This window comes from Nitratireductor aquibiodomus NL21 = JCM 21793 (assembly GCF_000615975.1).
GTDB lineage: Bacteria > Pseudomonadota > Alphaproteobacteria > Rhizobiales > Rhizobiaceae > Nitratireductor > Nitratireductor aquibiodomus.
In genome coordinates, this window is sequence record NZ_BAMP01000029.1 from 19,607 (window position 1) to 45,458 (window position 25,852).

A 25,852-nucleotide genomic window follows, 5' to 3' on the forward strand; every position below is an offset into this window, starting at 1 on the left:
TCTGCATGAACGCCGCTCCTGACGCCGCAGCACGTTATTTCGATGCCATCGCATCCGCGCTGGAAGGTCTTGGCGTCTATTTCGGCGACCGCTCCGCATCGCCTTTCCAGTCGCACGGTCTCGTGGCCGAAGTCGTCTCACCCTATATCGGACGGCTCGAGCGCTCTTTCGAGTGCTGGCAGAACCGTCTCGGTTTCATGGAAAAATTCCGCATCCAGCGCGCCGAGAGCGGTTATCCGGTTTTCCAGAGCCTGCTTGAACTGGAAAACGACCGGCGTCAGGCCGAGAAGCGTCTTGCCGGTATATCGGGGCCAGACGAGCTGCGCGCAGAGATGGTCGATTTCATCCTGCGCCATCGCGAATTTCCGGCTGACCTCCAGCGCTCCATGGCCGAGCGCCTCTATCTGGAGCAGTTGAAGGCGGGCAATGTGTTCTCACCCTTCATTCTGCCGGAAACGGTGCGCGTTTCGGTGAATCCGAAGACAAAACGGCCGTATTATCTGGTGCACTGGGGCGCTTTTGACGGAAATTCGAGCCTGCCCATGGTCTATATGGCTGCGGTCGAGGATTCCTCGCCCGGCATGGTCAAGGCGCTTGTTTCCGATGATGGCAGGCTGAACGACGATGTCGAGATCGGCCTGCCGGTGGGCGGTCTGCTTAATCCGGAACTTGCGCATCAGTTCGACGATTTCGCGGAGAAAAATTCCGCCTATTCCCTGTCGCCGGCCACGATTGCCGGCAATCTCGACAAGGATTTCGACCACCTCCACCCCAAGCAATTGCGCCGGGTGGTGCTGGGGCCGTTCTACACGGCCGGCATCACGGAGAACAATTCGACTGTCTCGGACGTGCTTGGCAAGGTGCGCCGGCAGGAGAATGCGTGGCTTCTTACCTGGACGGTGCAGGAGGTTTATTCGAAGACCGAGCGCCCGGCGCGCAAGGGGCTGTGGTCCAGCCAGCCGGCGCGTGAGGAATTTTTCATCGACACCGACGACCTCGATGCGGCCCGCATGGGTGTAAGCGCCTATGAGCAGCACGCGCTCGTTCCGCATGAGGCCTATCAGGCGCTTTATGCAGCCGGCGAGGCGCAGAAGATTTTCGATGGCTACGACGTGCACGTCATTTCGGGCGGGCGGGTCATCACCGACGTATAGGACATTCCATGGACACCGGCCTGACCACCATCGACGAGAAGGACATCGAGATGCACCGGGCGACGGCGCAGAGCCTTGTGACGCGCTTTGTGGTGCTTCAGTCTGATGACGGCCGCTCCGGCACCGAGCTTGCCGGCACCGGGCGGCGTTTCGTGTCGACCGTCTCCACCGGCGCGCTGCGCCGAACGCGTGAAGTGGAGCTGGCGAAAACCATCGCCGCCATCCGGCAGGGCGACCCGATGCTGTCCATTCCGCAACACACGCTTCTCTTTCGCACGCGTCGCGGGGTGGCCGTGGCGCTGGCCGTCGCCGATGTCTTTGCGCGCTCGACCGAACTTGAAACCCTTCAGGAGCGCAACGCCCGCAGCCCGCTTGAGGGCGCGGCGGCGCAGACCTATCACGCGCTTTTGCAGGCGTCTGCCTATGTTGCCGCCTTCACGCTCTCATCCTATCTCCTCCAGATGCTTGACGCGGACAGCGAGCCGGTGAACGACACGGATGAGCCGGATTTCCAGTTCGACACGCCGCAGGATGCGCTCAAAAGCGTTCTTGCCGCGCTCGATGGCGCGATCTCGGGTGCCGCCGACGACACGGCGATGACGGCGCGCGCTCGCGCGCTTGCCCGCGTCGCAATCGAGGGGCTCTTGCAGCGCCGCAGCCGTTTCACCGGTCTCGGCGCGTTTGAAGACACGCATATGCGGCTTGAGGCCGACGATTTTACGCTGGACGGCTTCGACGTTGCGCCGGGCAGCCGGCGCAAGCCGCTCGTCATGACCTTCAAGAAGCCCAACGAGATTATCGGGAATCACATCGCCAAATATCAGGCCATGAAGCTCGCCAAGATGCTGATGGCCTATGATTTCGAGCGCCAGCTCAACCCTTTCGTGGAACTGGGCGGGTTTCTCTTCACCTTCATCGGCGACGGCGCGCCGGGCACCGGCAAGACGATCCTCATTCAGATGACCGCCGGGCTTTTGAACGATTACTGCCAGATCGCGGGCGTACCCTTCCACTATGAGAATTTCGGCGTCGACCAGATTTCCTCCTATCAGGGCAAGTCGGGGCAGAACTGCAAGCAGTTCGTGGAAAATGTTCTGAGCCCGCGCGCCATCGGCTTCGGCACCATCGACGACATCGATCAGGTGGCGGCCAAGCGCTCCGACGACCGGGCGTCTGCCGGCCAGCAGGAGGTGACGGGCGTTCTGATGGAAAGCTTTGCGGGCGCAGGCACCGTAGTGCGCGGTAATTGCTCCTTCGGCATGTTCTCCAACTATCCGGAGAATGTGGACGATGCGCTGCGGCAGCGCGCCGGCGCGCGCTGGCTTGTCGATGGGCCGCAGACTTTTGAGGACTATGTCGACATCTTCGTGCTTCTGGCCGGCAAGAACCATTCGATCCCGATTGGCGAGCACGAGCTTTACGCGACGCAGGAAATCAAACGCGCGGTCGAAACCGCCTATGAGGCGCACTCTAAGCCGCAGGAAGAAGGGCTTGTAAAGGTTCACGAGCGCTTCCTGAACGATCGCGGCGAGCCGAAGACGCTGACGGATATCGGCGCCTATCTGCACGAGATCAAGCTGGCGGAGCCACGCTTTACCGGCCGCGCCATCAAGAACATCACCGACGCCATCAAGATGCGCGCCATGGACATCGAGCTTCCCGATGCGTGGTTCGAGACGCCGGACGCCTTCATGCGCAAGGGCTATGATGAGAAGAAGGCAATGATCGCCGAGCTGCGCCGGCCATTCACGATGGACATGGTGATGCAGGAGATCAATCGCTACGCGGATTCGGAGTTCCGCTACTCGGACCGCTCCGACGATGCGGCCGTCTCCACCATCGTCCGCGACCAGCGCCTGCGCGAACGCGCGCTACGCGAGATCGAAGAGATGAAGGCGAGGGGGAGCTGGTGAACCTCCTTCGTGAAAACGCTCTCATCTTCGGCCGCCTTCTGAAAATCGAGGAGCCGCATCTGATCGCGCGTTACAACAAGGCGCTGGATGCCTTCGGCGTGCCGCAGACGAAGCTCGCCTCCTTCGAGATCGACCGCACCGGCTTCTCGCCACAGATTGCCGAGGAGCTGGACGACGCGCAGTATCTCGACCCCAATGGTGTCAATCGCCGCTTCATCATCCTCACCCCGGCGCAGATCGAGCTGCCGGTGGTGCATACGGCCTTCTCCAACACCTCGCAGCTCGTCTACGAATTCATGATGGCCAATGCGCGCGCCATCAACGCCATCACCATCAAGGATGTGGTCTATGGCGAGATCGAAGAGCAGGTAAACCAGGTGCGCGACATCGAGGACCTGCTCTCCATCGCGCAGGTGGAGTTCAAGGTCATCTCCGCCGAAGATCTGCTCGGAAAGGCCGCGGAGCTTGGCCGGCTTGCCGACCGAGTGAAGCATGAACCCGACGCCTGGCGCGACGATGCGCTACTCAACCGCATGGTCGCAATCGCGCGAGAAACCGGCGACATCCGCGAAAACAGCCTCGTGCCCGAACAGGTCGTGTTCAGGCATGATGCCTATTGGACGAGCCATTTCGGCGGCATCTATATTTTTACCGATCCGGACACGACCACGGTGATCGCCGATCCGGCAACGCCGGGCTTCCGCCGCTCGCGGCCGTGGCAGGTGAGCTATCTGTCGAAGGACGATCCGGCGCGCATCTTCCGATTTCTGGCCGAGACGGGCCGCATCCAGCTCCCCCGCGCCTCGTGGGTCGAACGCTCGAACTATCTCGCCCATCGCGGCGAAATGGTGCTGCTCGATCTGATACGCCGCGAGGAGCCGGATACGGATTTCGCGCGCGTCGATCCGGTATGGCTGCAGACCTGGACGCACCGCAACGCGAAACTGGTTGCCGGTGAGGGGAGTGTTCCGCTTCTCAACGCCGCCGTGCGCGAAATCAGCCAGACGGGTAGGCTCAAGATCGAGGAGATCCCGCCGCGGGAACGCTTTCTCGTCACCCGCGCTGACCCGGAGCATAAGGATGCCTGGCTCACCAACCGGCTGATCTCCGATTTCGTGCCGTCCGATTTCATTGCCCGCTACGTCTTCAACAAGCAGGGTTTTTACCGCGATTACGAAAGCTGGCCGGAAGGCTGGCGCGAATATGTTGTGGCAAGGCTCAAAACCGCCTATCTCAGGGACAAACCGGCGCTGCGGAAGCGCCTCTATGGCTTAGAGTCCTGATTCAAGACCAAATTCGCCTGAGGGAGGCGCTTCGTGCTCGATCCGATCGTTGAATTCTTCACCCGCGTGTTTCACTGGATCGGTCGTGGTATCGGGCTGTTGATTGCGTGGATCCTCTGGCCCTTCATGGCCGCCGGTCGCTGGTATACGCGGCGCGGCTGGATCATCCGGGGTTCGATCGGTCTTGTGCTGCTCGCAATCGTTGGCTTCTACGGTTATTTTTTCTGGCAGACGCAGGTCTGGACGGGCTTCAATCCCGATTACGTCGCGGAATACAATCTTGACGCGCGTGGCGTTTCCGCCGGCGAGCAGACAGCAGCCACCCAGGGTGGCGAGACGCGCACTTGCGGACGGTCCGCCATCGTTGACGTTACCGCTGACCTGACCGACTTCAACGTCAACGACAATGCATGGATTTCTTCCATGCTGCTCTACAAGCTCGGCTTTTTCTTTGCGCTTGACTGGGACGACACGCCCTTTTTTGACAACAAGGCATCGTTCCAGCGTGGCATCAACCAGGCCGTCCGCCGCAGCGCCATCGAACTCGTCGATGCGCTTGGTCGCGTGCGCGGCACATCGCAGATCGACCGCGATCTGCAGAATGCGCGCGGCGCGCTGACCTTCGATGAGGAGACGTGGTATTTCGGCCTGAGCCCCTTTGGGCCCAAGACGCCCACCCCGAGTTTCTATCGCTCGGCCATCCGCGATCTGCGCAGCTTCAATGGCCGGCTTGAGACCTGCGAGGCCGTGTTCGATGCGCGCGCCGACAATCTGATCCAGTATCTCGACCGCATTGCCAGCGATCTGGGATCCACTTCTGACCTGCTGCGCCAGCGTTCGGAAAACTACAACTCCGGCTGGTTCGACACGCGTGCGGACGACCGTTTCTGGTTCGCCTATGGCCAGCTCTACGCTTACTACGGTCTTCTGAAAGCGGCGGGTGCCGACTTCGAAGACGTCATCAAGCAGCGTTCGCTCGGTTCGCTCTGGGACACGACGGAAGAGCAGTTCCGGGCGGCGCTGAATGTGCAGCCCTTCATCATCTCCAATGGGCGTGAGGATGGCTGGATCATGCCCACACACCTTGCCACGATGGGCTTCTACATTCTGCGTGTCCGCTCCAACCTCGTGGAACTGCGGCTTGTTCTGGACAGGTAGTGGCCTTCACACATGCGGCGGGCACTTTGGCCCGTTTGCCCACCGCTTCATCGTCACGTCCGCATAGTTCCTGTCGCATTTCACGCATTGACCGCCTCTTTTGCGATGGTGGAGGTTTTCAATTCGCGGCTTTATGCCTATCGGCACTGATTGCATGCCATCGGGAGAGGGAAACATTGTCATGGTCGAAGTGAAATCCGACATCGAGATCGCCCGCGCGGCGAAGAAGAAGCCCATTCAGGAGATTGGCGCGCGGCTCGATATTCCGAGCGAACACCTTCTTCCCTACGGCCACGACAAGGCAAAGGTCTCCGCCGAGTTCATTGCCGAGACCCGCAAAAACAAGGATGGGAAGCTGATCCTTGTCACGGCGATCAACCCGACGCCGGCAGGTGAAGGCAAGACTACGACAACCGTAGGCTTGGGCGATGGTCTGAACCGCATCGGCAAGAAGGCGGCGATCTGCATCCGCGAGGCCTCGCTCGGCCCGTGCTTCGGCGTGAAGGGTGGGGCAGCCGGCGGCGGCTATGCCCAGGTGGTTCCGATGGAGGACATGAACCTCCACTTCACCGGCGATTTCCACGCCATCACCTCGGCCCACAACCTGCTTTCCGCACTGATCGACAACCACATCTACTGGGGCAATGCGCAGGAGATTGACATTCGCCGCGTGGCGTGGCGGCGCGTGATGGACATGAACGATCGGGCGTTGCGCGAGATCGTCTGTTCGCTGGGCGGCGTGGCCAACGGTTTTCCGCGCGAGGCCGGTTTCGACATCACGGTGGCGTCCGAGGTCATGGCCATTCTGTGCCTTTCGACTGATCTGAAAGACCTCGAAAAGCGTCTCGGCGATATCATCATTGGATATCGCCGCGACAAGAGCCCGGTCTTTGCCCGCGACATCAAGGCCGATGGTGCGATGACCGTGCTCCTCAAGGACGCGCTTCAGCCAATCTGGTGCAGACGCTGGAAAACAATCCGGCTTTCGTGCATGGCGGCCCCTTCGCCAACATCGCCCATGGCTGCAACTCGGTGATGGCCACTTCCACGGCGCTGAAGATCGCCGACTATGTGGTGACGGAGGCTGGGTTCGGTGCCGATCTCGGTGCGGAAAAATTCTTCGACATCAAATGCCGCAAGGCAGGCCTCAAGCCTGCCGCCGCCGTGATTGTGGCGACCGTGCGGGCGCTCAAGATGAATGGCGGCGTCAAGAAGGAAGACCTGGGCACCGAGGACGTCGCATCCGTCAAGGCAGGCTGCGTCAATCTTGGCCGCCACATCGAAAACGTGAAGCAGTTCGGGGTGCCGGCCATCGTCGCGATCAACCACTTCCATTCGGACACGGATGCCGAGATTGAGGCGGTTAAGGCGTATGTGGCCGAGCAGGGGGAGGAGGCCGTTTTGTGCCGCCACTGGGCTGAGGGCTCTTCCGGTATCGAAGAACTGGCACACAAGGTGGTAGCGCTGGCCGAAAGCGGCGTCTCCCAGTTCGCACCACTCTATCCCGATGACATGCCGCTTTTCGACAAGATCGACACGGTGGTGAAGCGCATCTATCGCGGCTCGGAGGCAATCGCAGACAAATCCGTGCGCAATCAGCTGAAGCAGTGGGAAGAGCAGGGATACGGCCATCTGCCGGTCTGCATGGCCAAGACGCAGTATTCCTTCTCCACCGATCCAAATCTGCGAGGCGCGCCGACCGGGCATGTGGTGCCGATCCGTGAGGTGCGTCTGTCCGCCGGCGCAGGCTTCGTGGTGGCGATCTGCGGTGAGATCATGACCATGCCGGGCTTGCCGCGCGTGCCTTCGTCCGAGCATATTTTTCTCAATGAAAACGGCCTGATCGAGGGGCTTTCCTGATAAGTTGAGTCTGGCAGGAAAACGCGCGCATCTTTTTAGCCGTCGTCCTGCTGCGGCACGCGCCGCAGAACGCGGAACGCCAGAACCGCCAGTCCAAGAACAAGCGCCAGGCCAACGATCGCGCTCAGAGAAAGGCTTGTCACGAAAGCCTCCCGGCTGGCGGTGATGAGCGCGTTGGCTGCGGTGGCGTCGAGCTGTTCGGCTGCGGTCACGGCGTTGCCGAGCGATTCCATCGCGCCCGTGGCCGGGTCGAGGTCATTGGTGCCGGGCAACGCCGCGGCGACGGAATTGCGATAGGTGGCGCTTGCGAGGCTGCCGATCACGGCGAGGCCAAGAGCCATGCCGAACTCGCCGCTCATTTCCGACAGGCCGGAGGCCTCTCCCGCGCGCTCTTCGGGTGCCGCGCTGACGATGATGTTAACGATGAGCGCCATGGTCGCGCTGCTGCCGATGGTGATGAGGGCGAGCCCGCCCAGCACGGCGCGCAACGTGCCTTCGGCTGGTGCAAGGGTGAGCAATGCGAAACCCGCCGCCGCGACGAGCATCAAGAGCCCGGTCACACTGCCGGGATGCAGAATGCGGGTTGCTACGGGCGCAAGAAGCGCGCCGGCGATGCCGGCCAGCATGGGCGGCAGCATGGCAAGACCGGCCTCAAGCGGGGACAGGCCGGCAACCAGTTGCAGATACTGGGTCGACAGGAAATAGGGTGTCGCCACGGCGAAAATGGTCAGGAACTGGGTGGCGAGCCCGGCGGTGAACCGCGTGTTGCGAAAAAGGGAAAGGTCGAGCATCGGGTCCGCGAGCCGTGTCTGGCGTCTCAGGAACACGATGCCGAAACCAAACCCGGCAGAGAGTGCCAGAAGGGCTTTGAGGTCCAGCGTTTCGGAGGCGATGTGCTTTATGCCGTATACGGCGGTCAGCACCGCCGACAGGAACAGGGCCGCGCTTGCAAGATCGAGCCGCCCGCCGCCCGTGCGTGCGCTTTCGGGCAGAACCAGTGGTCCGACGGCCAGAAGAACCAGCATGAGAGGCACGTTGAGCAGAAACACCGAACCCCACCAGAAATATTCGAGCAGCGCGCCACCTATGATGGGACCGATCGTCGTTCCCGCCATGAACATGCAGGACCACACGGCGATTGCAATGCCACGCTGCCGGTTGTCGCGGAACATGTCGGTCAGGAGAGCGAGGGTGGAGGGCATGAGTGCGGCCGCCGATATGCCAAGAAACGCGCGTGCGGCAATCAGCAGTGCGGCGCTGTTTGCGAAGGCTGCGAAGGCAGAGGCCGCGCCGAAGAACACCGCACCCGCCAGAAGCAGACGCCGGCGGCCGATCCGGTCGCCCAGCGTGCCCATCACCACCAGACAGCCCGCGATCATGAAACCGTAGATATCGATGATCCAGAGAAGCTGTGCGCTGCTCGGACGCAGCGCTGCCGTCAGATGCGGCACGGCAAGATGCAGAACCGTCATGTCGATGGCGACGAGAAATGTCGGCAGGGCGAGGGTCGCAAGCCCGAGCCACTCCCGGAGGGTGGCTCGGGCCGCTGTGGTTGAGGCGCTGGCTCGTTGTGTTGCGGCGGTCATGAAGCTCCCTGAAGAGTTCCGGTAGACATGTTCTGCCGGAATTCATCCGCATTGGGCACGATCCGACACATGCCGGGCCTTTCTAAAAGCTCAAGTTAACTTGAAGTAAAGCCCCTTCTGTGAGATTCTCGGCGCCGCTGAAAAGGGAGGCTGCCATTGCTCACCATAAATCAGGTTTCGCGGCGCAGCGGCGTTGCCGCCTCCGCCCTGCGCTACTATGAGGAGCGGGGATTGATCACTTCCGAGCGCGCCGGCTCGGGCCATCGCCGCTACCAGCGCGCCGTGCTGCGTCGCGTGGCCTTCATCGTTTTCGCCCAGCGGGTGGGGCTGTCGCTTGATGAGATCAAGGCGGAACTCGACAAGCTGCCAACCGACCACGTGCCCAGGGGCGATGACTGGGCACGCCTTTCAGAAAACTGGACGAAGCGCATAGACGAACGGATCGCGGAAATGGAGCGGCTCAAGCGTGGCCTCACCGAATGCATATCCTGCGGCTGCCTGTCGCTTGAAACCTGCGCGCTAACGAACCCGGCCGACCGGGCAGGGCGAATGGGGCCGGGTCCGCGATACTGGGTGGGCGGCAGGGCGTGATGCCGCTTGCCCACCGGTTGTTCAGGCCGCACTCGGTCCGGGGTCGTCATCGCCTCCGGAGATGATGGGCACACCGCGCGGTGGTGTGCTGGCGTCCGCATTGTGGACGAGGCGCAGCGCGGGGCGTGCTGTCGCGCGCATTTTTCTGCGTGCGGCTTCGGGCTGGTAAAGCACTGCTTCGAGCACAACACGCTCGGCCGCGGCTGTGCCGTCTCGCGGCAGGACGATCGTCTCGCCGGCGGCGAGCCCCAGAAGCGCAAGCCCGCGCAATGTCGTCAGCGGCAATGTCAGGCCGACGAAACCCTGCAGCTCGTCATGGCTGATGATGCGTGTCTGTGGTTGTTCGTCGCCGATGCGAAAACGCACACGGCTGTTCAGTGTGGTGACGTGTGCCGGCATGTCTTCCCGGAAGATGACTGTAGCCGCGTCAAGTTTCGCGCGCAAAAGCGCGGCATAGGTTTCACTGAACCTGTGCCTGCGCTCCTGCAGGAATTCGAGGATGGTGAAGTCCTTGGTGGTGAGAATGCATCCCTGTCCGGTCCACACGGCAATCTCCTGCACGATCTCCAGCGCGGTTCCGGCGTCCTGGGACGGGAACCGCGAACAGACAAATCCGCGCGGCCTTGCGTCGGCAGCGCAGTTTGAACATCGGTCGTCCGGCCCCTGCGCCCAGGAATGACGCAGGGGCTAGGCTCCCGTCAGGAGATGTCCCGTGAAAAAGCGGAGATGCGGGCTGGACATGATGGCAGGCTCAGGCGGCGTTCTCTTCCTGGGTTACGCGCACCACGGTCAGCCTGTGGGTCTGGCCCGTGCGTGCGGTCCAGTCGATCGACTGGCCTTCCTTCAACCGATCAGGCTGTGCCCACCGGGGTTGTGATGGAAATGCGTCCCTTTTCAATGTCCGCGTCGCCCGGATAGACGAGCGTGACTGTCTTCTCGGGACCTTCGTCTGCCGTGTAGACAACGGTCGAGCCCATGCGCACGATGGTTGTGGCAAGCGAACCGTCGCGCACCACGCGTGCCCGGTCGAGTTCGGCCATCATGGTTTCCGAGGCTTCGGGATTGCGGTCTTCCAGCGCCTCGGCCAGGCCGGTCAGGCGTTCATAATCGGTTTCGGAAATCGTGATGCTCGGCTTGCGCCCTGTCTTCTGCTGCATTGGCTTGTCCATGCGTGTCATGCGGGCATGCGTTCGGTTCATGCCGCGAGGCTTCGATTGTCGTAGAAAGTCTTGGTGATGCGCCCTGGAACCGTTTCCGCCGCTCGATTTAATCGTCTCGATCAACCGGCGGAAGAGCGCCCCTCGGTTCGGAGGCGCACAGCACCGAACCGGGGGTCAATATCCCGCAATGGGACATACCCGGAAGAGAACGGAAATGTGTTTTCGGTTCGTGCTCATTTCATAAACGTGGTGCGCGGATGCGGCGATGTCAAGGCGGTAGCCGTAAATGGGGGCCATAGAGAGGTGAGCTGTGATCCGGTGAATTGCGCGCCTTCGTTGTGCACGCGAAAGCCCTGGGACTTTCGTGACTGCATCTTATTTAAGCGGCAATCATGGTGTTCGCATCCCTCGTGCTGCAGAATCAATCGGTCAGGAGGGGGAATTCGAGAATGTGGGCTCAGGAAAACGGTTTCGTTCGGCAGATAGCGCGGCACCGCAGGGCGCTGGCGCCCGTGCTTCTCCTTCTGGTTCTGACGCTTGGTTCGTTCGTATTCCTGGCGATAGCCGATGAAGTCGCGGAGGGAGAGATCAAGGCGCTGGACGAACAGGTGCTTCTCGCCCTGCGCAATCCTCTGGACGCTTCGGATCCACTCGGGCCGCCATGGCTGGAGGAAGCCGCGCTGGAGATAACCGCCATTGGCGGTTATCCGGTCATTGTTCTGTCTCTTCTGATGGTGACCGGCCTGCTCGTCGTGACACGGCGTTATGGCGCGGCCTTTTATGCGGTTCTGTCCGTCGGTTCCGGTGCGCTCGTCTCCTACATTCTGAAAAACCACTATGAGCGTCCGCGACCCGACATCGTCGAGCATCTGGACGTGATCCATACGGCGAGTTTTCCAAGTGGTCACGCCACCGTCACCACAGTCGCCTATCTGACGCTGGCGGCTCTTGTCGTGCGTTTCTTTCCGGACTGGCGCATCAGGCTCTATGTGCTCGCCGTGGCGGTTTTCATATCGTTCACCGTGGGTGTCAGCCGCATCTATCTGGGTGTTCACTGGCCGAGCGATGTTGCCGCCGGTTGGGCGCTGGGCGCGGCGTGGGCAAGCTTCACATGGCTGTGCCTCAGCTCCATGCGCTCTATCGCGGCAGACGGCTGGCCGATGGTGCTGGAAAGCGGTTGCGTGAAAGCTCCGTCGAGGCTATGGAGAAACCATGACGACGATTTCTTGCGCAAAACTCTGGTGGTGGGTCCGTTAACAGCGGCCAACCGTGCAGTGTGCGCGCAGAAAAGACCATGGCCGCAGGTGAAAACCGGGCGGCCATTTTTGTCTGCGCTTCCCGGCGATGCCTGAAAAAGGGAGCATGAAATGAGCCTGGAAGTTCTGGATAACGGCGCCGAGCGATTTAAAACGGCAGGCGGCGTGACCATCACGCGGACCCGTGTGGAAACCGCCTATGAAGGTGCCATCGACACCTATATCGATGCGCTGGACGAGCGCCGCGGCGCGGTCTTTTCTTCCAATTACGAATATCCCGGTCGTTACACCCGCTGGGACACGGCGATCATCGATCCGCCGCTGGTGATCTCGGCGCGCGGCCGTGACATGAAGATCGAGGCGTTGAATGATCGGGGCAGGGCGCTTCTGCGCATCCTTGCCGACCGGGTTGCCGGGCTCGAGGCTGTCACAGTGACGGAGCGAGACGACGCACTGCTCGCGCTGGTCGTCGCAGAGCCCGAACGGGTTTTCTCCGAGGAAGAGCGTTCCCGCGTGCCGACGGTCTTCACCGTGCTGCGTGCCATAACCGACCTCTTTCATACCGATCACGATGCCAATCTGGGGCTCTATGGTGCGTTCGGTTACGATCTTGCTTTCCAGTTCGATCCGATCAGACAAAGTCTCAAGCGCCCTGAAAGCCAGCGCGACCTCGTGCTTTATCTGCCGGACGAGATCCTCGTGGTCGACCATCACGCTGCAAAGGCCTGGCACGACCGCTACGATTATGCGGCGGAGGACGCTTCGACGACAGGCCTTCCACGCGATGGCGCAACGGCGCCTTTCAAGACGGCCGATCATGTGCCGCCGCGCGGCGATCACGAGCCGGCGAGTATGCGCGCCTTGTCGAAAAGGCCAAGGAGAGCTTCCATCGTGGGGACCTGTTCGAAGTGGTGCCCGGGCAGATGTTCATGGAGCGGGCCGAGCGGCGTCCGTCGCAGATTTCGCGGCGCCTGAAAGAGATTAACCCGTCGCCCTATTCCTTCTTCATCAATCTGGGTGAACAGGAATATCTTGTCGGTGCATCGCCGGAGATGTTCGTGCGGGTCAATGGCCGGCGCGTCGAGACCTGTCCGATCTCCGGTACCATCAAGCGGGGCGACGACGCCATTGCCGATGCCGAGCAGATCATCAAGCTCCTGAACTCCAAGAAAGACGAGTCCGAACTGACCATGTGTTCGGATGTCGACCGCAACGACAAGAGCCGTGTGTGCGAGCCGGGTTCCGTGCGGGTGATCGGGCGCCGCCAGATCGAGATGTATTCGCGTCTCATCCACACCGTCGATCACATCGAGGGACGGCTGCGCGAGGGCATGGATGCGTTCGATGCGTTTCTGAGCCACGCCTGGGCCGTCACCGTGACCGGCGCGCCGAAACTCTGGGCCATGCGTTTCATCGAGGAAAACGAGAAGAGCCCGCGCGCCTGGTATGGCGGCGCCATCGGCATGGTGCATTTCAATGGCGACATGAACACCGGCCTGACGCTGCGCACCATCCGCATCAAGGATGGTGTGGCGGAGGTGCGGGCAGGGGCGACGCTCCTGTTCGATTCCGATCCGCAGGAGGAAGAGGCCGAAACGGAGCTGAAGGCGTCGGCCATGCTGTCGGCGATCCGCGATGCCGGGAAAACGAACATGGAAAATGAAACGCGCGCCGGCGCCCGTGTCGGCGAGGGGGTGAAGATCCTGCTCGTGGATCACGAGGATTCCTTCGTACACACGCTCGCCAACTATTTCCGCCAGACGGGCGCGGAGGTGGTGACGGTTCGTGCGCCGGTCGCAGACGAGGTGTTCGAGCGTGTGGCGCCGGACCTGGTTGTTCTGTCACCGGGACCGGGGCGGCCGGAAGATTTCGACTGCAAGACCACCATCGCCAAAAGCCGCCAGCGCAAACTGCCGATCTTCGGCGTGTGTCTTGGCCTGCAGGCGCTTGTCGAGGCTTATGGCGGTGAGTTGCGTCAGCTTGCCGAGCCCATGCATGGAAAGCCCTCGCGCATCCGTGCCAGCGGCAACAGCCTTGTGTTTTCAGGTCTCCCCTCCGAGGTGACCGTGGGGCGCTACCATTCCATCTTTGCCGATCCGGTGCGCATGCCGTTCGCCTTCATGGTGACGGCGGAGACCGAGGATGGTGTGGTCATGGGCATAGAACATGAGGATGAGCCGGTTGCGGCCGTGCAATTCCATCCCGAATCGATCATGACACTCGGACAGAATGCCGGCATGCGCATGATCGAGAATGTGGTGGCGCATCTGCCACGAAAGGCGCGTGTGAAAGCGGCCTGACACATTGGCCATTTGGGTTCCCGCCGGGGTTGGGCGGGAGCGATGGAAAGGAACCGCCATGCCATCCAATGGCAAGCTTCAGCGCATAGCGATGTGGTCCATCGTTGTTGCGCTGGGCATTTTCGCGCTCAAGCTTGCCGCGTGGTGGCTCACCGATTCCGTGGCGCTCTTTTCAGATGCGATGGAATCGGTGGTCAATGTCGTCGCCTCATGTGTGGCGTGGTATGCGCTGCGCATCGCCCACACGCCGGCCGACGACAATCACCCGTTCGGCCATCACAAGGCGGAATATTTTTCCGCCGTTCTGGAAGGCGTCCTCATCGTCGTCGCCGCGCTGCTGATCATCCATGAGTCATGGATGGTTCTTTTCGAGCCGCGCCCGCTCGACGCTCCGGTTGTCGGCCTCGTGATCAACGGGCTGGCCGCGGTCGGCAACGGCCTGTGGGCCTGGCTTCTCATTTCCACAGGGAGAAAGGCCCGCTCACCTGCCATGGTCGCCGACGGGAAGCACTTATGGACAGATGTCGTCACCTCTGCCGGTGTCATTTCCGGTCTCGTGCTTGCCGTGGCCACGGGCTGGTACTGGCTCGATCCGGTGATGGCGCTTGTGGTTGCGCTGAATATCCTGTGGCACGGGTGGCATCTGGTGGGCGAGTCCGTACAGGGTCTCATGGATGTTTCGGTTGAACCCGAGGAGCTGGCCCGGATCGAGCGCGTGATCACCGACAATGATGACGGAGCCCTCGAATTCCACGATCTCAAGACGCGTGAAGCGGGCAGGGCCCGCTTCATCGAGTTTCATCTCGTGGTCCCGTCCGACATGACGGTCGAGGCCGCACACCGCATCTGCGACCGCATCGAAGGGGCGCTCGAAAAGGCCCAGCCCGGTGCGGAAGTCACCATTCACGTGGAACCGGAGCACAAGGCGAAATTCTGCTGATCAGGAGCGGTTGATGCCCTTTTCCAGCACGTCGGGATAAGTCTTCACGATCTCCTGCACCTCATCGCTATAGTCTTCCATCTGCTGGATTTTGCGGATCTCGATGGTCTCATTGGGCGAACCGGGGCAGCGCTTTGCCCATTCGATGGCATCGTCGAGTGTCGGAACGTTGATGATCCAGAAGCCGCCGAGCACTTCCTTGGCCTCAATAAACGGTCCATCGATCACCACTGGCTCGCCGCTGGCGAACGAAACCCGCGCGCCTGCAGACGGCGGATGCAGACCCTCCAGCGCTTCCAGTACACCGGCGGCACGCAATTCTTCATTGTAGGCCATCATCTTGGCCACCGCATCGGCCGGAAGGTCGAGCTCGGGACCGGCCGTCTCATATCCCTTGGGGATCATCAGCATCATGTAGCGCATTGCAGGTTCCTTCTCCTCTTGTCCCGCCCAGGACGAATAAGGAAGTGACAATCCGACAGGCTCATTGATTTTGTTTCGTGAACCCGGACCCCTGCGACGCTACCGCGAGCCTGATTTCCGCGCCAGATAAAGCTTTCCGCTGATCCAGGCGCAGGGCAGGCTGATGAGGATCAGCGCAATCGGATACCAGTGCATGCCCATCTGCCACATGGCGACTGCACCAAGTGTGGAAAGAACCACGCCGATGCCACCGAGCGCCAGCGCGTGAGCCATCGCGCGCGCGGCGCGAAGCGCGCTGCGAGATAACAGCCGAAAATGGCGATGGGAGTGCGATAGCCGAGCGCAAGCAACCCATCTTCCACATCCACCATGGGCTGATCCCAAGGCGGGTAGATTTCGAGGCTGTGCATGAGCTGATCCATCCCCAGAGACAGGATAAAGATCACCGCCAGACCCAGAAACACTGCGCCGATGCTGCGAAGCACACCATGATGGCGGTGTGCAGCCCTGGAAGCGTTGTGCGCCATGGCGCATTCCCTCACTATTAGATATCCAACAGGTCCTGAACCCTAAGCGGCCCTGCGTTCGGCAAGCTGGCGATCGAGACGGGCGTAGCCCTGCTCCATGCCATCGGACATGGGCGACTTCAGGATGTTGTCGCGCGCTTCCTTCGACTTACAGCGGATCACCATTTCCATACGCGTGGTCTCGCCATCGTCTTCGAACGTGGTGATGATCTCCGTGCCCCCGCCGGTCCAGTCCTCATCGAACATCTCTTCATGGACAATACGGTGGGGTGCATCGATTTCCCGATAGGTCGCCGTCATGCCCATATCGGCGCCATTTTCGGTGTTGTGCCACACATAGCGGCCCTTGCCACCCGCCCGAAGGTCGATCTCGCACACGGGCAGCGTCCAGTTTTCCGGGCCGGTCATCCAGCGCTTGATCAACTCGGGTCGCGTGTGAGCGTCGAACACCATCTGCCGCGGAGCATTGAAGCGGCGGGTGATCACGAGCTCCCTGTCACCACGTGCGGTGACGGTGATGGTCCTGGAGTGTGACATGCGGGGTTCCTTTCGGTGTCTGATCAGGAAAGGCGCGGGGCCCGGGTCAACCAGTGCCTGCGGTTGGATCGTTCACGGTCTTCAGGGTCTCAAGAAGGGCGTCGAGCTTTGCGTAGCGCACCTCCAGAAACCGACGATACTGTTCCAGAAAGTCGATGGCCTCGCCCAGTGGGCGGGCTTCCAGCTTGCAAGGACGCCTCTGCGCATCGCGGCTGCGTGAGACGAGCCCGGCCTTTTCCAGCACCTTGATGTGCTTGGAAATGGCCGGCTGACTCAGGTCGAAAGGTTCCGTCAGCTCCATCACGGTGGCCTCTCCTTCGGCAAGGCGTGCGAGAATCGCCCGTCGCGTCGGATCTGCCAGAGCCGCGAATGTCGCATCAAGTTGATCGGTTTGCATGGTGCTCACTTAAATATCTTATCGGTTATATAGCATATTGGGAATGTAAAATCAATCGACAGCACCAGCGGCCATGGGACGTGGACATTCCCATATGCGGCCCGATCCTGTATGCCGTCATGGCAGACAGTCGGGACGCTTGTTAATGGACACCACGCCGCAGACTTCCTTCAAGGGCCCTCTCACGCGTCTTGATCCTGTTTTCCAGTGGCTGTTTCTCATCGCTCTCACCATGGCTTTTGCCGGAGTGATGCTTTTTGGCGCGCTGCCGGCAGCACTTCTCATCGGCCCCATGCTCGCTGCCGTTGCCACCGGGGCACTGGGTGCGGGCATCCGCGTTCCGGGTCTTGGATTTGCCTTGGCGCAGGCACTGGTGGGGCTTCTGATCGGCGGTTCACTCGAGCCCGCGATCATTGCCTCCTTTGCCGATATCTGGCCCATCCTCCTGCTTTCGGTGCTGGTGACGGTCGCGGCCAGCAGCTTTCTGGGTTTTCTCGTCAGCCGCTGGAGGATACTGCCCGGCACAACAGCCGTCTGGGGCTCTGCGCCGGGGGCGGCCACGGCCATGGTTCTCATGGCGGGTGCTTTCGGTGCCGATGCACGGCTCGTGGCTTTCATGCAGTATCTGCGGGTGATCTTCGTCACCGTTGCCGCTGCGCTCATTGCAAGGCTGTGGGTCGACACGTCCGGTGTCGATGCGCCTGAAACGGTCTGGTTTCCCCCGATCGATCTTGCAGCCTTTGCAATTACGCTGGTCACGGCGCTGGCGGGCGGCTGTTCGGCAGGCTGGTGCGGCTGCCGGCGCCATTCTTTCTTGGAGGCATGCTTGCAGGAGCGCTGGTGCATCTGGGCGGCGGTGTTGCGCTGGAGCTCCCGCCCTGGCTCATGGGCGCGGCCTATATGGTGGTGGGCTGGACCATCGGCCTGAAATTCGACCGCGCGCTCTTACGCACCGCTTTCAGGGCATTGCCGCAGGTGGTGATTTCGATTCTCGCCCTAATGGCATTCTGCGGTGTGCTCGCCTGGTTCCTGCACGTGGAGTGGGGCATCGATCCGCTCACCGCCTACTTGGCGACGAGCCCGGGCGGCATGGATTCCGTCGCCATCATCGCCGCCGCGGCCTCGCAGGACGTGAACCTCTCTTTCATCATGGCTGTGCAGATGGCGCGCTTTCTCTTCGTGCTTCTGGCCGGCCCGCCCATCAGTCGCATGGTGGCGCGCTGGGCGGGCGGCTAGGGTCCTGACCCCAGGATCAGCCAATGGCCGCACGCGCGCCTTTCCAGAAGTCCAGATAGGTTCTTGGCGCGTCGGGGGATGTCATCATCTGCTGGCTGAGAAATATCCCGACAAGACCATTCTTCGGGTCGGTGTAGGCCGTGGTGCCATAGCCACCGTTCCAGCCAAAGCTGCCCTGCGCCAGCCATGGCCGAGTGCTCTTGAGCCCCACTGACATGCCGAGCCCCCAGCCGGCGCCGCCATCGTCCATGAACATGGATGCATGGGGCGTCTGCTTCTGCTCCTGTGTGAGTTGATCCCGCGTCATTTCTGTCACGGTTTCGGTTTTCAGGTAGCGTCTGCCATCGAGCGCGCCGCCATTGAGCATCATGCGGCAGAAGACAGCGTAATCGTCCACAGTGGTTACCAGCCCGCCGGCGCCTGAATCCATCTGCGGAGTTCTTGAAAAGTCGATGCCCTGTTCCGGGCCAAACGGGATCACCCGTGCACCGCCACTGGCAAAGTCCGGCCCATACTGGACGGGCAGGCGGTGCTGCTTGTCGTCCGGCACGAAGAAATCCGTGTCCTTCATGCCGAGCGGCTCCAGGAGGCGGGCCTTCATCACTGCACCGAGCCGCTCGCCCGTCGCCCGCTCAATCAGGATGCCGGCAACGTCGAGACCGTTGTTGTAGAAAAAGCTTTCGCCCGGATGCGCTGCGAGCGGCAGTTCGCCGAGCTTCTTCATATAGGCATCGGACGGCATTTGCGGCAGGACCCAGCTCGGCGCGACGCCGGCCTCGCGCATTGCCGCCTGGATCGGATAGCTTCCGGAAACACCATGATGGCGCCGAGGCCGAAGGTCATCGTCAAGAGATGGCGCAGGGTCACGGGTCCATTGGCCGGAACGGTTTCGTCAAGCGGCCCGTCGATCCGTTTCAGGACCTGGCGGTTTGCAAGTTCCGGCAAAAGATCGTCGATGGGGCCATCCAGCGTCAGCACGCCATCCTCCACAAGCATCATCGCCAGCGCCGCCGTCACCGGCTTGGTGATGGATGCCACGCGATAGATCGTATCGCGCTCCATCGGCGAACCCGCACCGTTCATCCCGAAAGTGCCGGTACTGCCCACATGTGTCTCTTCGGCATGGTGGATGAGCCATGTCGCCCCGGCGATCTCACCCGCATCCACATGGGCGCTGATGGAGCGGTGCAGTGCGTCAAGTGCCGCTTGGTTGAATGATGCAGTCTGCATGGCGCTGGACCCTCTGGTGAAAGCGGAACAGGCAAAAATTGCCGCGGTACCGGTGACGAGCGCGCGGCGGGTGCGATCAGGTGCTGTCGTTTTGTTGTGTTGCATTGTTCGGAGCCCCGGTGGTTCCTGCGCTGTTGGCTGGTTCAATGGTTTGAGTGTTCTGCGATTGCCGCGATGATTTCCGGCCAGTCGCCGGGGTGGAGTTCATGGCCGCCGCCCTCGATCTTCAGAAGGTGCGCGCCGGCAACGGTGTCAGCCAGCAAGGTGCCGTGGTCCACGGGGAAGATCGGATCCGCTGTGCCGTGGATTACAAGAAGGGGAGCTTCCAGCACGGGGAGGCGGCCATCAAGCCCCTCGCCACCCTTCAGCATGAAATGATTGGTCACGCTGACGAAATTTCTCGCGCGTTTTACGTCGTTCTCCACCAGGTTGCGGGCGCGCGCTTCATCATAGGGGTGTGCGGTGCCGGCAATCATCTTGGTGTCCCTGACGATGAAGTCGATCACCTGTTGGTCGTCGGTCCAGTCTACGTTTTCGCCTGTGGAAGCATGTTCCATATAGGCGGCGCTGGTCTGCGGCAGCCCGGATGTGTCGATCCCGACGGGCGTTGTGGAGATCAGGGTCAAAGCCCGTACGCGCTGCGGGTGTATGAGCGCTGCGATCTGGGCGATCATCCCGCCAAGCGACATGCCCGCCAGATGAGCCTTTTCGATGCCGTAGCCGTCGAGGATACGGATCGCGTCCTCGGCCATATCGTCCATGGTATAGGGCGGGCTTCCGGGCTGGTAGCTGGTGGAAAGCCCGGTGTCGCGATTGTCGTAGCGGATCACATAATGGCCGCGCGCCGCAAGATCCTGGCAAAACTCCTCCGGCCACCAAAGCATGGATGCCATCGCTCCCATGATAAGCAGAATGGCCGGATCCGCCGGATCGCCAAAGCTCTGGGTGGCGAGTTCCACGCCGGTGTCGGTCTTGATCATGCGCATTCTTTCGTCTCCGTCTCTTGCCGTGAGTTCGGCGGCTTGAAGGGGCACTGCGATGTTGCAGATCGTCAGCGCGGCTGCCGACTGTAGAATGATGCGGCGGGTCGGTCGGAAGGTGGTCATGAGTGTGCGTTTATTTGCTCTGGCGTATCCGCGAGATTTTGGTCGGGCGCATAACGCAGGATCAGCGTGCCATTGCTTAGCGGCCTGCTCTCGATGAGGGTGAACTTGCGCCGCCCGTTGCCCGGCTTGAAGAATGGCGTGCCCTTTTCAAGCTGCACCGGCACCACACCCAGCATGAGCTCGTCGATCAGCCCCTCTTTCAGCAGGGAGGCGCTGAGGTCGCGCTGCCGAATATGTAGATGTTCTTGCCGGGCTCGGCATTCGCCTTCAGTTCCCGTATCGCGTCGGCGATGTTGGCGGTCACAGTGGTGTTGTTCCAGTCCGAACTGGTGAGGGTTCGTGAGGCGACCAGTTTGGGGAGAGCGTTCATGAAGGCCGTCACTTCGGGTTCGTCGGCGGCATCGGCGCTGGTCCAGTGCGCTTCATGCCCTCATAGGTTACGCGGCCGAAGACGAGGGCGGCAGCGCTCTGGCCAAAACTCATGCTTAGCGCGTGCAATTCCTCGCCCCAGGCCTCGCCGTGATGATCGAGGTCCCATTTCTTCTCCCCCTCGAAATACCCGTCCAGCGTTACGAGTACCCAGACAATGACCCTGCTCATTCCGTCCTCCTCAGCAGTGTGGTTGTGCTTCACTTTTAAAACTGGTTTCATTTTTAAACTGGTTGCACCCTATGCTAACTGGTGGCAATGTGCAATCAGAATTTTCTGGAGGCTATATTGCAGGACCAGCACCGCTCGGGATGTCCCATCAATCTCACCGTCGAGGTGGTCGGCGACAAATGGAGCCTCGTCGTCGTGCGCGACATGATGTTCGGCAACAGGCGCCATTTCCGCGAACTGCTGAACGGTTCCATGGAGGGCATTGCCTCCAACATTCTCGCCGATCGCCTGCGGCGCCTGACGGCAGAAGGGGTGATCTCGAAGGCGGACGACCCCAGCCACAAGCAGAAGGCGATTTACAGTCTGACGGAAAAGGGCATTGAGCTGGTGCCTGTCTTCGCCATGATCGGTGCCTGGGGCAGCAAATGGCTTCCGGTCACCGAGGAGCTTTCGATTCGGGCAAAGCTTCTTGCAGAGGGCGGGCCGCCGCTCTGGGAAGAGTTCATGGACGATCTGCGGATAACGCATCTCGGGGCGCCGCCGGACCCGAACAGGAGCGGGCCCGATGTGCGCGAGCGGCTTCAGGCGGCCTATGAGGCGGTGGTGGCCCGCCAGGCGGGAGGCGGTCGAAACTGACCGCCTCAGGCGTATTCGTCATGGAGCCGCCACCAGCGATAGGGCGCGCTCTGCGGTGTGCCTTCGGGCGACGCTTCCCATGTCTCCTGCCGTCCATAGGGCGTCAGGTCGAGCAGGGTCCAGCTCGTGCCGAGTGTCTCCACCCCGCGGCCGCTGGTGTGGTAGGTGTGGTAGATCGACCCGCCCTCGCGCAGGAAGACGTTCAGGCCGAAGCCGCCTTCCACACCGTGATCCGCATTGAAGGTGGAACTCATCACGGAGTACCAGGGCAGGGTCCAGCCCATCCGCTTTCTGAACGCTTCGATTTCCTCCACCGGTGCGCGTGAAACGAGTGCCAGGCTGGTGTCTCGGGCGTTGAGATGCGCGGGATCGCCCAGATTGTCGACGAACATTGAGCAGCCGGAGCAGGGGGCGGGGTCGGCCGATTTCAGCATGTGGTGATAGACGATCAGTTGCCTGCGGCCTTCGAAAAGCGCCTCAAGCCTGTGACTGCCTTCGCCATCCACGAAACGATAGTCCTTTTCGACCCTGACACGGGGCAGCCGCCGCCGCTCGGCGCCAGTGCATCGCCTGCACGTGTGTGAGCCTTCTCCTTTGCCAGCAGCGCCTCGCGCGCCTTGAGCCATTCCTCGCGTGAAACGGTTTGCGGTTCCATTGCTGCACTCCTCCGTCGTGTTTCGATGCTACGCCGCCTGCGCCAGCAGTGCGTCCAGCCGCCTGAAGCAGGAGGTCCACCCCTCCGCATGGCCGTCGCGCGAGGCATCCGAGGCAAAGAATGCCTGGTGGAAGTGCATGCGGGTTTTTCCATCTGCGGTTTCGCTGAAGGAAATGGTCACGACGGTTTCGTGGCCGCGATCCCCCTTTTCGTCATCCCAGGCGTGGGTGAAGACGATGCGTTCGGGCGGCGAGACTTCACGATAGGCTCCACTCACCCAGTGTTCCGCGCCGTCACTGCCGCGCATGCAGGTGCGAAACCATCCGCCGGTGCGGATATCGCCTTCGGAGACCGGTATGGTCATGCCTTCCGGGCAGCCCCAGCGATCCAGATGCTCCTTGCGGGTCCACATCTCGAAGACGAGGTCGCGTGGGGCATCGAACACACGCTGGATGGTGAGTTCGGCATCGGCTTTCTGCGTTGTTTCCACACTCATCGCGGTTGCTCCTTCTGTAATTCTTCCAGGTAGCTGTCGAGACGGTCAAAGCTCTCGTCCCAGTAGCGGCGGTAAGTCTCCACCCAGCCGGCAATGTCCTTCAGCGGGCCTGCCTCGAGCCGGCATGGGCGAAACTGTGCGTTTTTTCCGCGCGACACGAGGCCAGCCTTCTCCAGAACCTTCAGGTGCTTTGAGATGGCCGGCAGCGTCATCTCGAAGGGTTCCGCCAGTTCGTTGACGGTCGCTTCGCCTTCCGCCAGCCGGGCGAGCATCGCCCTACGGGTCGGGTCGGCGAGGGCGGAGAATGTGGCGCTCAGCGCGTCGCTCTGCATTTATTTCACCAATTAGTTAATTATCTTTTTGGTAAAATACAGATCGCGAACCCGGTGTCAAGCACAGGGCCTGCTGGCCGCGTGACGATCCACTTGCCAGCCGCGCCGGCGTCGTTTAAGGAAGCTTCCATGATGACGCGCCAGACAGTTTCTTTCTCCACTCGTGCCGCCTTTGCCGGCGCGACCGTGCGCGCGCTTGCTTCCAGCCTTCTTCTTCTCGGCCTTATCGGCGATCGCCGGGTCCGTTGAAGGAGCGCCCGGCGATCGATGTCGCCGCACGGCAGAAGCTCTTTCTCCAAAACCGCACTTTACTGTTGACAGGCCCGCCGTGCGAAGCGCACGCAACCGGTGCCGGGAGAAAATGGAATGGACGCGCAGAATACGATGACTGATATGGCACAAAACCAGGCAAAAGACGGCGCAGCTTCACCGAAGCGCAAGGGAATGTCGGACGCTTCGATCAAGTATCAGCCCTATCCGCAGATCGATATTGCAGATCGCACATGGCCCTCGAAACGTATTGAGAAGGCGCCGATCTGGTGTTCGGTCGACCTGCGTGACGGCAATCAGGCGCTCATCGATCCAATGGGGCATGAGCGCAAGGCGCGCATGTTCAGGCTCCTGCTCGACATGGGCTTCAAGGAGATCGAGATTGGCTTCCCCTCCGCTTCGCAGACGGATTTCGATTTCGCCCGCTGGTGCATCGAAGAAGGCGGCGTACCCGACGACGTGTCACTTCAGGTTCTGGTTCAGTGCCGGCCCGAACTGATCACCCGCACCTTCGAGGCGCTGGAGGGTGCCAACCGGCCGATCGTTCACTTCTACAATTCCACCAGCGAGCTGCAGCGTCGCGTCGTGTTCGGCAAGGATGTCGCCGGCATCAAGCAGATCGCCACCGATGCGGCCAAGATGGTCATGGACATGGCCGCGAAGGCCGGCGGCGGCTACCGTTTCCAGTATTCGCCCGAGAGCTTCACCGGCACCGAGCTCGATGTCGCTCTGGATATCTGCAATGAAGTGATCGCGATCATCAATCCGACACCGGACAACAAACTGATCATCAATCTGCCGTCCACCGTCGAGATGTCGACACCCAACATCTATGCCGACCAGATCGAATGGATGTGCCGCAATCTCGATCAGCGCGAAAACCTGATCATCTCGCTGCATCCCCACAATGACCGCGGCACAGGCATCGCCGCCACCGAGCTTGGCCTGATGGCGGGCGCCGACCGGGTCGAGGGCACGCTGTTCGGCAATGGCGAGCGCACCGGCAATGTCGATGTCGTGACCCTGGCGCTCAACATGTACACGCAAGGGCTCGATCCGGAGCTGGACTGCACGGACATCAACCGCATGAAGGATGTCTATGAGTACTGCAACCAGCTCGTCATCCCCGAGCGGCACCCTTATGTGGGTGAACTGGTCTACACCGCCTTCTCCGGCTCTCACCAGGACGCGATCAACAAGGGCATGAAGGCCATAAAGACGGCCAACAAGCCGCTCTGGGAAGTGCCCTATCTGCCCATCGATCCACAGGATGTGGGCCGCTCCTACGAGGCGATCATCCGCATCAATTCCCAGTCGGGCAAGGGCGGCATCGCCTATGTCATGCAGGCCGACTACGGCCTCAACCTGCCGCGAAACCTGCAGGTGGAGTTCCGCGGCGACATTCAGGACATCACCGACCGCGAGGGTAAGGAACTGCCCGCGAAGCAGATCTACGAGCGCTTCATGGAGCTCTATGTCGAGCAGCCTGGAGCGCGCATCAAGTTCGTCGATCACCAGACGTTTCCTGACACCAGCGTGAAGGGGCAGCGCATCGTCGAGGCGACGATCATGGACAGGGGTGAGGAAACCGTCATCAAGGGTGTGGGAACAGGTCCGGTCGACGGTTTCATCGACGCGCTCTCCAAGCATCTGGGCGTGGATATGTCGGTGGTCGATTATTCCGAGCATTCCATGCAGCAGGGCTCCAATGCGGCAGCCATCTGCTACATGGAAGTCCAGCATCCCGGCGGCAAGCTCTTCGGTGCGGGCGTCAACACCAACATCGTCACGGCTTCGCTCGAGGCAGTGGTGTCGGCGGCCAACCGGATCGTCGGTTGACGGGCGCACTTTATGCCGAAGACACGGGCGAGGGCGCACGCGCCCTCGTTCTGCTGCACGGCTTTGCCGGCAGCCACCGCGTCTGGGAGGGTGTGCGCCGGGCGCTTCCCTCGGGCTTGCGCATCATCGCCTACGATCTGCCGGGTCATGCCCGCTCGCTTGATGTTCCCGGCGGCGGCAAGGCCAAAGCCACCGCGCAGGCGGTCCTGGCCGATCTCGAAGAACGCGGCATCGGGCGCTGTCACATGGCCGGGCATTCCTTCGGCGGCGCGGTTGCCGTGCTTGCAGCTCATTTCGCGCCCCGGTCCGTTGCGTCTCTGGCGCTCATCGCGCCGGGCGGCTTTGGCCCGGAGATTGCCGGCGAGCT

General features: G+C 61.5%; 22 protein-coding genes and 5 pseudogenes. 13 read left to right on the forward strand and 14 right to left on the reverse strand.

Going from position 1 to position 25,852, the window contains the following annotated elements; genetic code table 11:
• The first annotated feature begins 5 nt into the window (after positions 1–5).
• From JCM21793_RS10240 to JCM21793_RS25235, 5 genes and pseudogenes are all read left to right on the forward strand, one after another.
• Positions 6–1,154, forward strand: a complete 1,149-nt coding sequence (locus JCM21793_RS10240; RefSeq protein WP_025030298.1) for a hypothetical protein — start codon at positions 6–8, stop codon at positions 1,152–1,154.
• A gap of 8 nt (positions 1,155–1,162) precedes the next feature.
• On the forward strand, positions 1,163–3,067 hold the full coding sequence (locus JCM21793_RS10245; RefSeq protein WP_025030299.1) for an AAA family ATPase: 1,905 nt from the start codon (positions 1,163–1,165) through the stop codon (positions 3,065–3,067).
• Entirely contained in the window at positions 3,064–4,350 is a 1,287-nt protein-coding gene (locus JCM21793_RS10250; protein ID WP_025030300.1) for a DUF6638 family protein, read from the forward strand. Before JCM21793_RS10245 ends, JCM21793_RS10250 begins: the two co-directional genes overlap by 4 nt.
• A 33-nt stretch (positions 4,351–4,383) precedes the next feature.
• The gene (locus tag JCM21793_RS10255) at positions 4,384–5,508 is read left to right on the forward strand and encodes a DUF2333 family protein (RefSeq protein ID WP_007008714.1); all 1,125 of its coding nucleotides are present in this window, start codon (positions 4,384–4,386) and stop codon (positions 5,506–5,508) included.
• 181 nt (positions 5,509–5,689) lie between these two features.
• A pseudogene (locus JCM21793_RS25235) lies at positions 5,690–7,368 on the forward strand (formate--tetrahydrofolate ligase).
• A gap of 35 nt (positions 7,369–7,403) precedes the next feature.
• Here JCM21793_RS25235 and JCM21793_RS10265 read toward each other — a convergent pair.
• Complete coding sequence (locus JCM21793_RS10265) at positions 7,404–8,954, reverse strand: MFS transporter (RefSeq protein ID WP_025030301.1); 1,551 nt, start codon at positions 8,952–8,954, stop codon at positions 7,404–7,406.
• Positions 8,955–9,110: 156 nt separating this feature from the next.
• Between JCM21793_RS10265 and soxR the strand changes: the two genes are divergently transcribed.
• Positions 9,111–9,545 carry a redox-sensitive transcriptional activator SoxR gene (gene soxR / locus JCM21793_RS10270; RefSeq protein ID WP_007008717.1) on the forward strand — a complete coding sequence of 145 codons (435 nt, stop codon included), beginning with the start codon at positions 9,111–9,113 and terminating at the stop codon, positions 9,543–9,545.
• A gap of 21 nt (positions 9,546–9,566) precedes the next feature.
• On the opposite strand, the gene JCM21793_RS10275 is transcribed toward soxR, so the two are convergent.
• Positions 9,567–10,091, reverse strand: coding sequence for a GreA/GreB family elongation factor (locus JCM21793_RS10275; RefSeq protein ID WP_025030303.1), 525 nt, complete (start codon positions 10,089–10,091; stop codon positions 9,567–9,569).
• Positions 10,092–10,396: 305 nt separating this feature from the next.
• A complete protein-coding gene (rnk, locus tag JCM21793_RS25240; protein WP_306306743.1) occupies positions 10,397–10,702 on the reverse strand; it encodes a nucleoside diphosphate kinase regulator in 306 nt (101 codons plus the stop codon).
• 452 nt (positions 10,703–11,154) lie between these two features.
• Here rnk and JCM21793_RS10285 point away from each other — a divergent pair, with 452 nt between their 5' ends.
• From JCM21793_RS10285 to JCM21793_RS10295, 3 genes and pseudogenes are all read left to right on the forward strand, one after another.
• A complete protein-coding gene (locus tag JCM21793_RS10285; RefSeq protein WP_025030304.1) occupies positions 11,155–12,057 on the forward strand; it encodes a phosphatase PAP2 family protein in 903 nt (300 codons plus the stop codon).
• A 15-nt stretch (positions 12,058–12,072) separates the two neighbouring features.
• A pseudogene (locus JCM21793_RS25245) lies at positions 12,073–14,261 on the forward strand (anthranilate synthase).
• Between the two features lie 58 nt (positions 14,262–14,319).
• Positions 14,320–15,201 (forward strand): cation diffusion facilitator family transporter, encoded by an 882-nt coding sequence (locus tag JCM21793_RS10295; RefSeq protein WP_025030305.1) that lies wholly within the window; start codon positions 14,320–14,322, stop codon positions 15,199–15,201.
• Here JCM21793_RS10295 and JCM21793_RS10300 read toward each other — a convergent pair whose 3' ends face one another.
• From JCM21793_RS10300 to JCM21793_RS10315, 4 genes are all read right to left on the reverse strand, one after another.
• Positions 15,202–15,624: a YciI family protein gene (locus JCM21793_RS10300; RefSeq protein ID WP_007008723.1), complete on the reverse strand. Its 423-nt coding sequence runs from the start codon at positions 15,622–15,624 to the stop codon at positions 15,202–15,204.
• 99 nt (positions 15,625–15,723) lie between these two features.
• On the reverse strand, positions 15,724–15,897 hold the full coding sequence (locus JCM21793_RS29730) for a hypothetical protein (protein ID WP_202901416.1): 174 nt from the start codon (positions 15,895–15,897) through the stop codon (positions 15,724–15,726).
• Between the two features lie 296 nt (positions 15,898–16,193).
• The gene (locus JCM21793_RS10310; RefSeq protein ID WP_007008725.1) at positions 16,194–16,688 is read right to left on the reverse strand and encodes an SRPBCC family protein; all 495 of its coding nucleotides are present in this window, start codon (positions 16,686–16,688) and stop codon (positions 16,194–16,196) included.
• 46 nt (positions 16,689–16,734) lie between these two features.
• Positions 16,735–17,085, reverse strand: coding sequence for an ArsR/SmtB family transcription factor (locus tag JCM21793_RS10315; protein ID WP_025030306.1), 351 nt, complete (start codon positions 17,083–17,085; stop codon positions 16,735–16,737).
• Positions 17,086–17,230: 145 nt separating this feature from the next.
• On the opposite strand from JCM21793_RS10315, the pseudogene JCM21793_RS25255 reads away from it, so the two are divergent.
• Positions 17,231–18,321: pseudogene (locus JCM21793_RS25255) on the forward strand (AbrB family transcriptional regulator).
• Between the two features lie 16 nt (positions 18,322–18,337).
• On the opposite strand, the gene JCM21793_RS30230 reads toward JCM21793_RS25255, so the two are convergent.
• From JCM21793_RS30230 to JCM21793_RS31460, 4 genes and pseudogenes are all read right to left on the reverse strand, one after another.
• Entirely contained in the window at positions 18,338–19,105 is a 768-nt protein-coding gene (locus tag JCM21793_RS30230; RefSeq protein ID WP_051556159.1) for a serine hydrolase domain-containing protein, read from the reverse strand.
• Positions 19,042–19,656: a serine hydrolase domain-containing protein gene (locus tag JCM21793_RS30235; protein WP_244439720.1), complete on the reverse strand. Its 615-nt coding sequence runs from the start codon at positions 19,654–19,656 to the stop codon at positions 19,042–19,044. Before JCM21793_RS30235 ends, JCM21793_RS30230 begins: the two co-directional genes overlap by 64 nt.
• 38 nt (positions 19,657–19,694) lie before the next feature.
• Positions 19,695–20,531, reverse strand: coding sequence for an alpha/beta fold hydrolase (locus JCM21793_RS10330; RefSeq protein WP_025030307.1), 837 nt, complete (start codon positions 20,529–20,531; stop codon positions 19,695–19,697).
• Positions 20,532–20,653: 122 nt separating this feature from the next.
• Positions 20,654–21,257, reverse strand: a pseudogene (locus JCM21793_RS31460) (dihydrofolate reductase family protein).
• Between the two features lie 117 nt (positions 21,258–21,374).
• On the opposite strand from JCM21793_RS31460, the gene JCM21793_RS10350 reads away from it, so the two are divergent.
• The gene (locus JCM21793_RS10350; protein WP_025030310.1) at positions 21,375–21,893 is read left to right on the forward strand and encodes a winged helix-turn-helix transcriptional regulator; all 519 of its coding nucleotides are present in this window, start codon (positions 21,375–21,377) and stop codon (positions 21,891–21,893) included.
• Between the two features lie 5 nt (positions 21,894–21,898).
• On the opposite strand, the pseudogene JCM21793_RS25270 reads toward JCM21793_RS10350, so the two are convergent.
• From JCM21793_RS25270 to JCM21793_RS10365, 3 genes and pseudogenes are all read right to left on the reverse strand, one after another.
• Positions 21,899–22,656, reverse strand: a pseudogene (locus tag JCM21793_RS25270) (DUF899 domain-containing protein).
• Entirely contained in the window at positions 22,577–23,044 is a 468-nt protein-coding gene (locus JCM21793_RS10360) for an SRPBCC family protein (RefSeq protein ID WP_025030311.1), read from the reverse strand. The pseudogene JCM21793_RS25270 and the gene JCM21793_RS10360 overlap by 80 nt, the downstream one beginning before the upstream one ends.
• Positions 23,041–23,376 (reverse strand): ArsR/SmtB family transcription factor, encoded by a 336-nt coding sequence (locus JCM21793_RS10365; RefSeq protein WP_007008734.1) that lies wholly within the window; start codon positions 23,374–23,376, stop codon positions 23,041–23,043. Before JCM21793_RS10365 ends, JCM21793_RS10360 begins: the two co-directional genes overlap by 4 nt.
• 444 nt (positions 23,377–23,820) lie before the next feature.
• On the opposite strand from JCM21793_RS10365, the gene leuA reads away from it, so the two are divergent.
• Together leuA and JCM21793_RS10380 are read left to right on the forward strand one after the other, a co-directional pair.
• Positions 23,821–25,485, forward strand: coding sequence for a 2-isopropylmalate synthase (gene leuA / locus JCM21793_RS10375; protein WP_025030312.1), 1,665 nt, complete (start codon positions 23,821–23,823; stop codon positions 25,483–25,485).
• On the forward strand, positions 25,482–25,852 hold a 371-nt coding region (locus JCM21793_RS10380), incomplete at its 3' end, for an alpha/beta fold hydrolase (protein ID WP_025030313.1). The genes leuA and JCM21793_RS10380, both read left to right, overlap by 4 nt.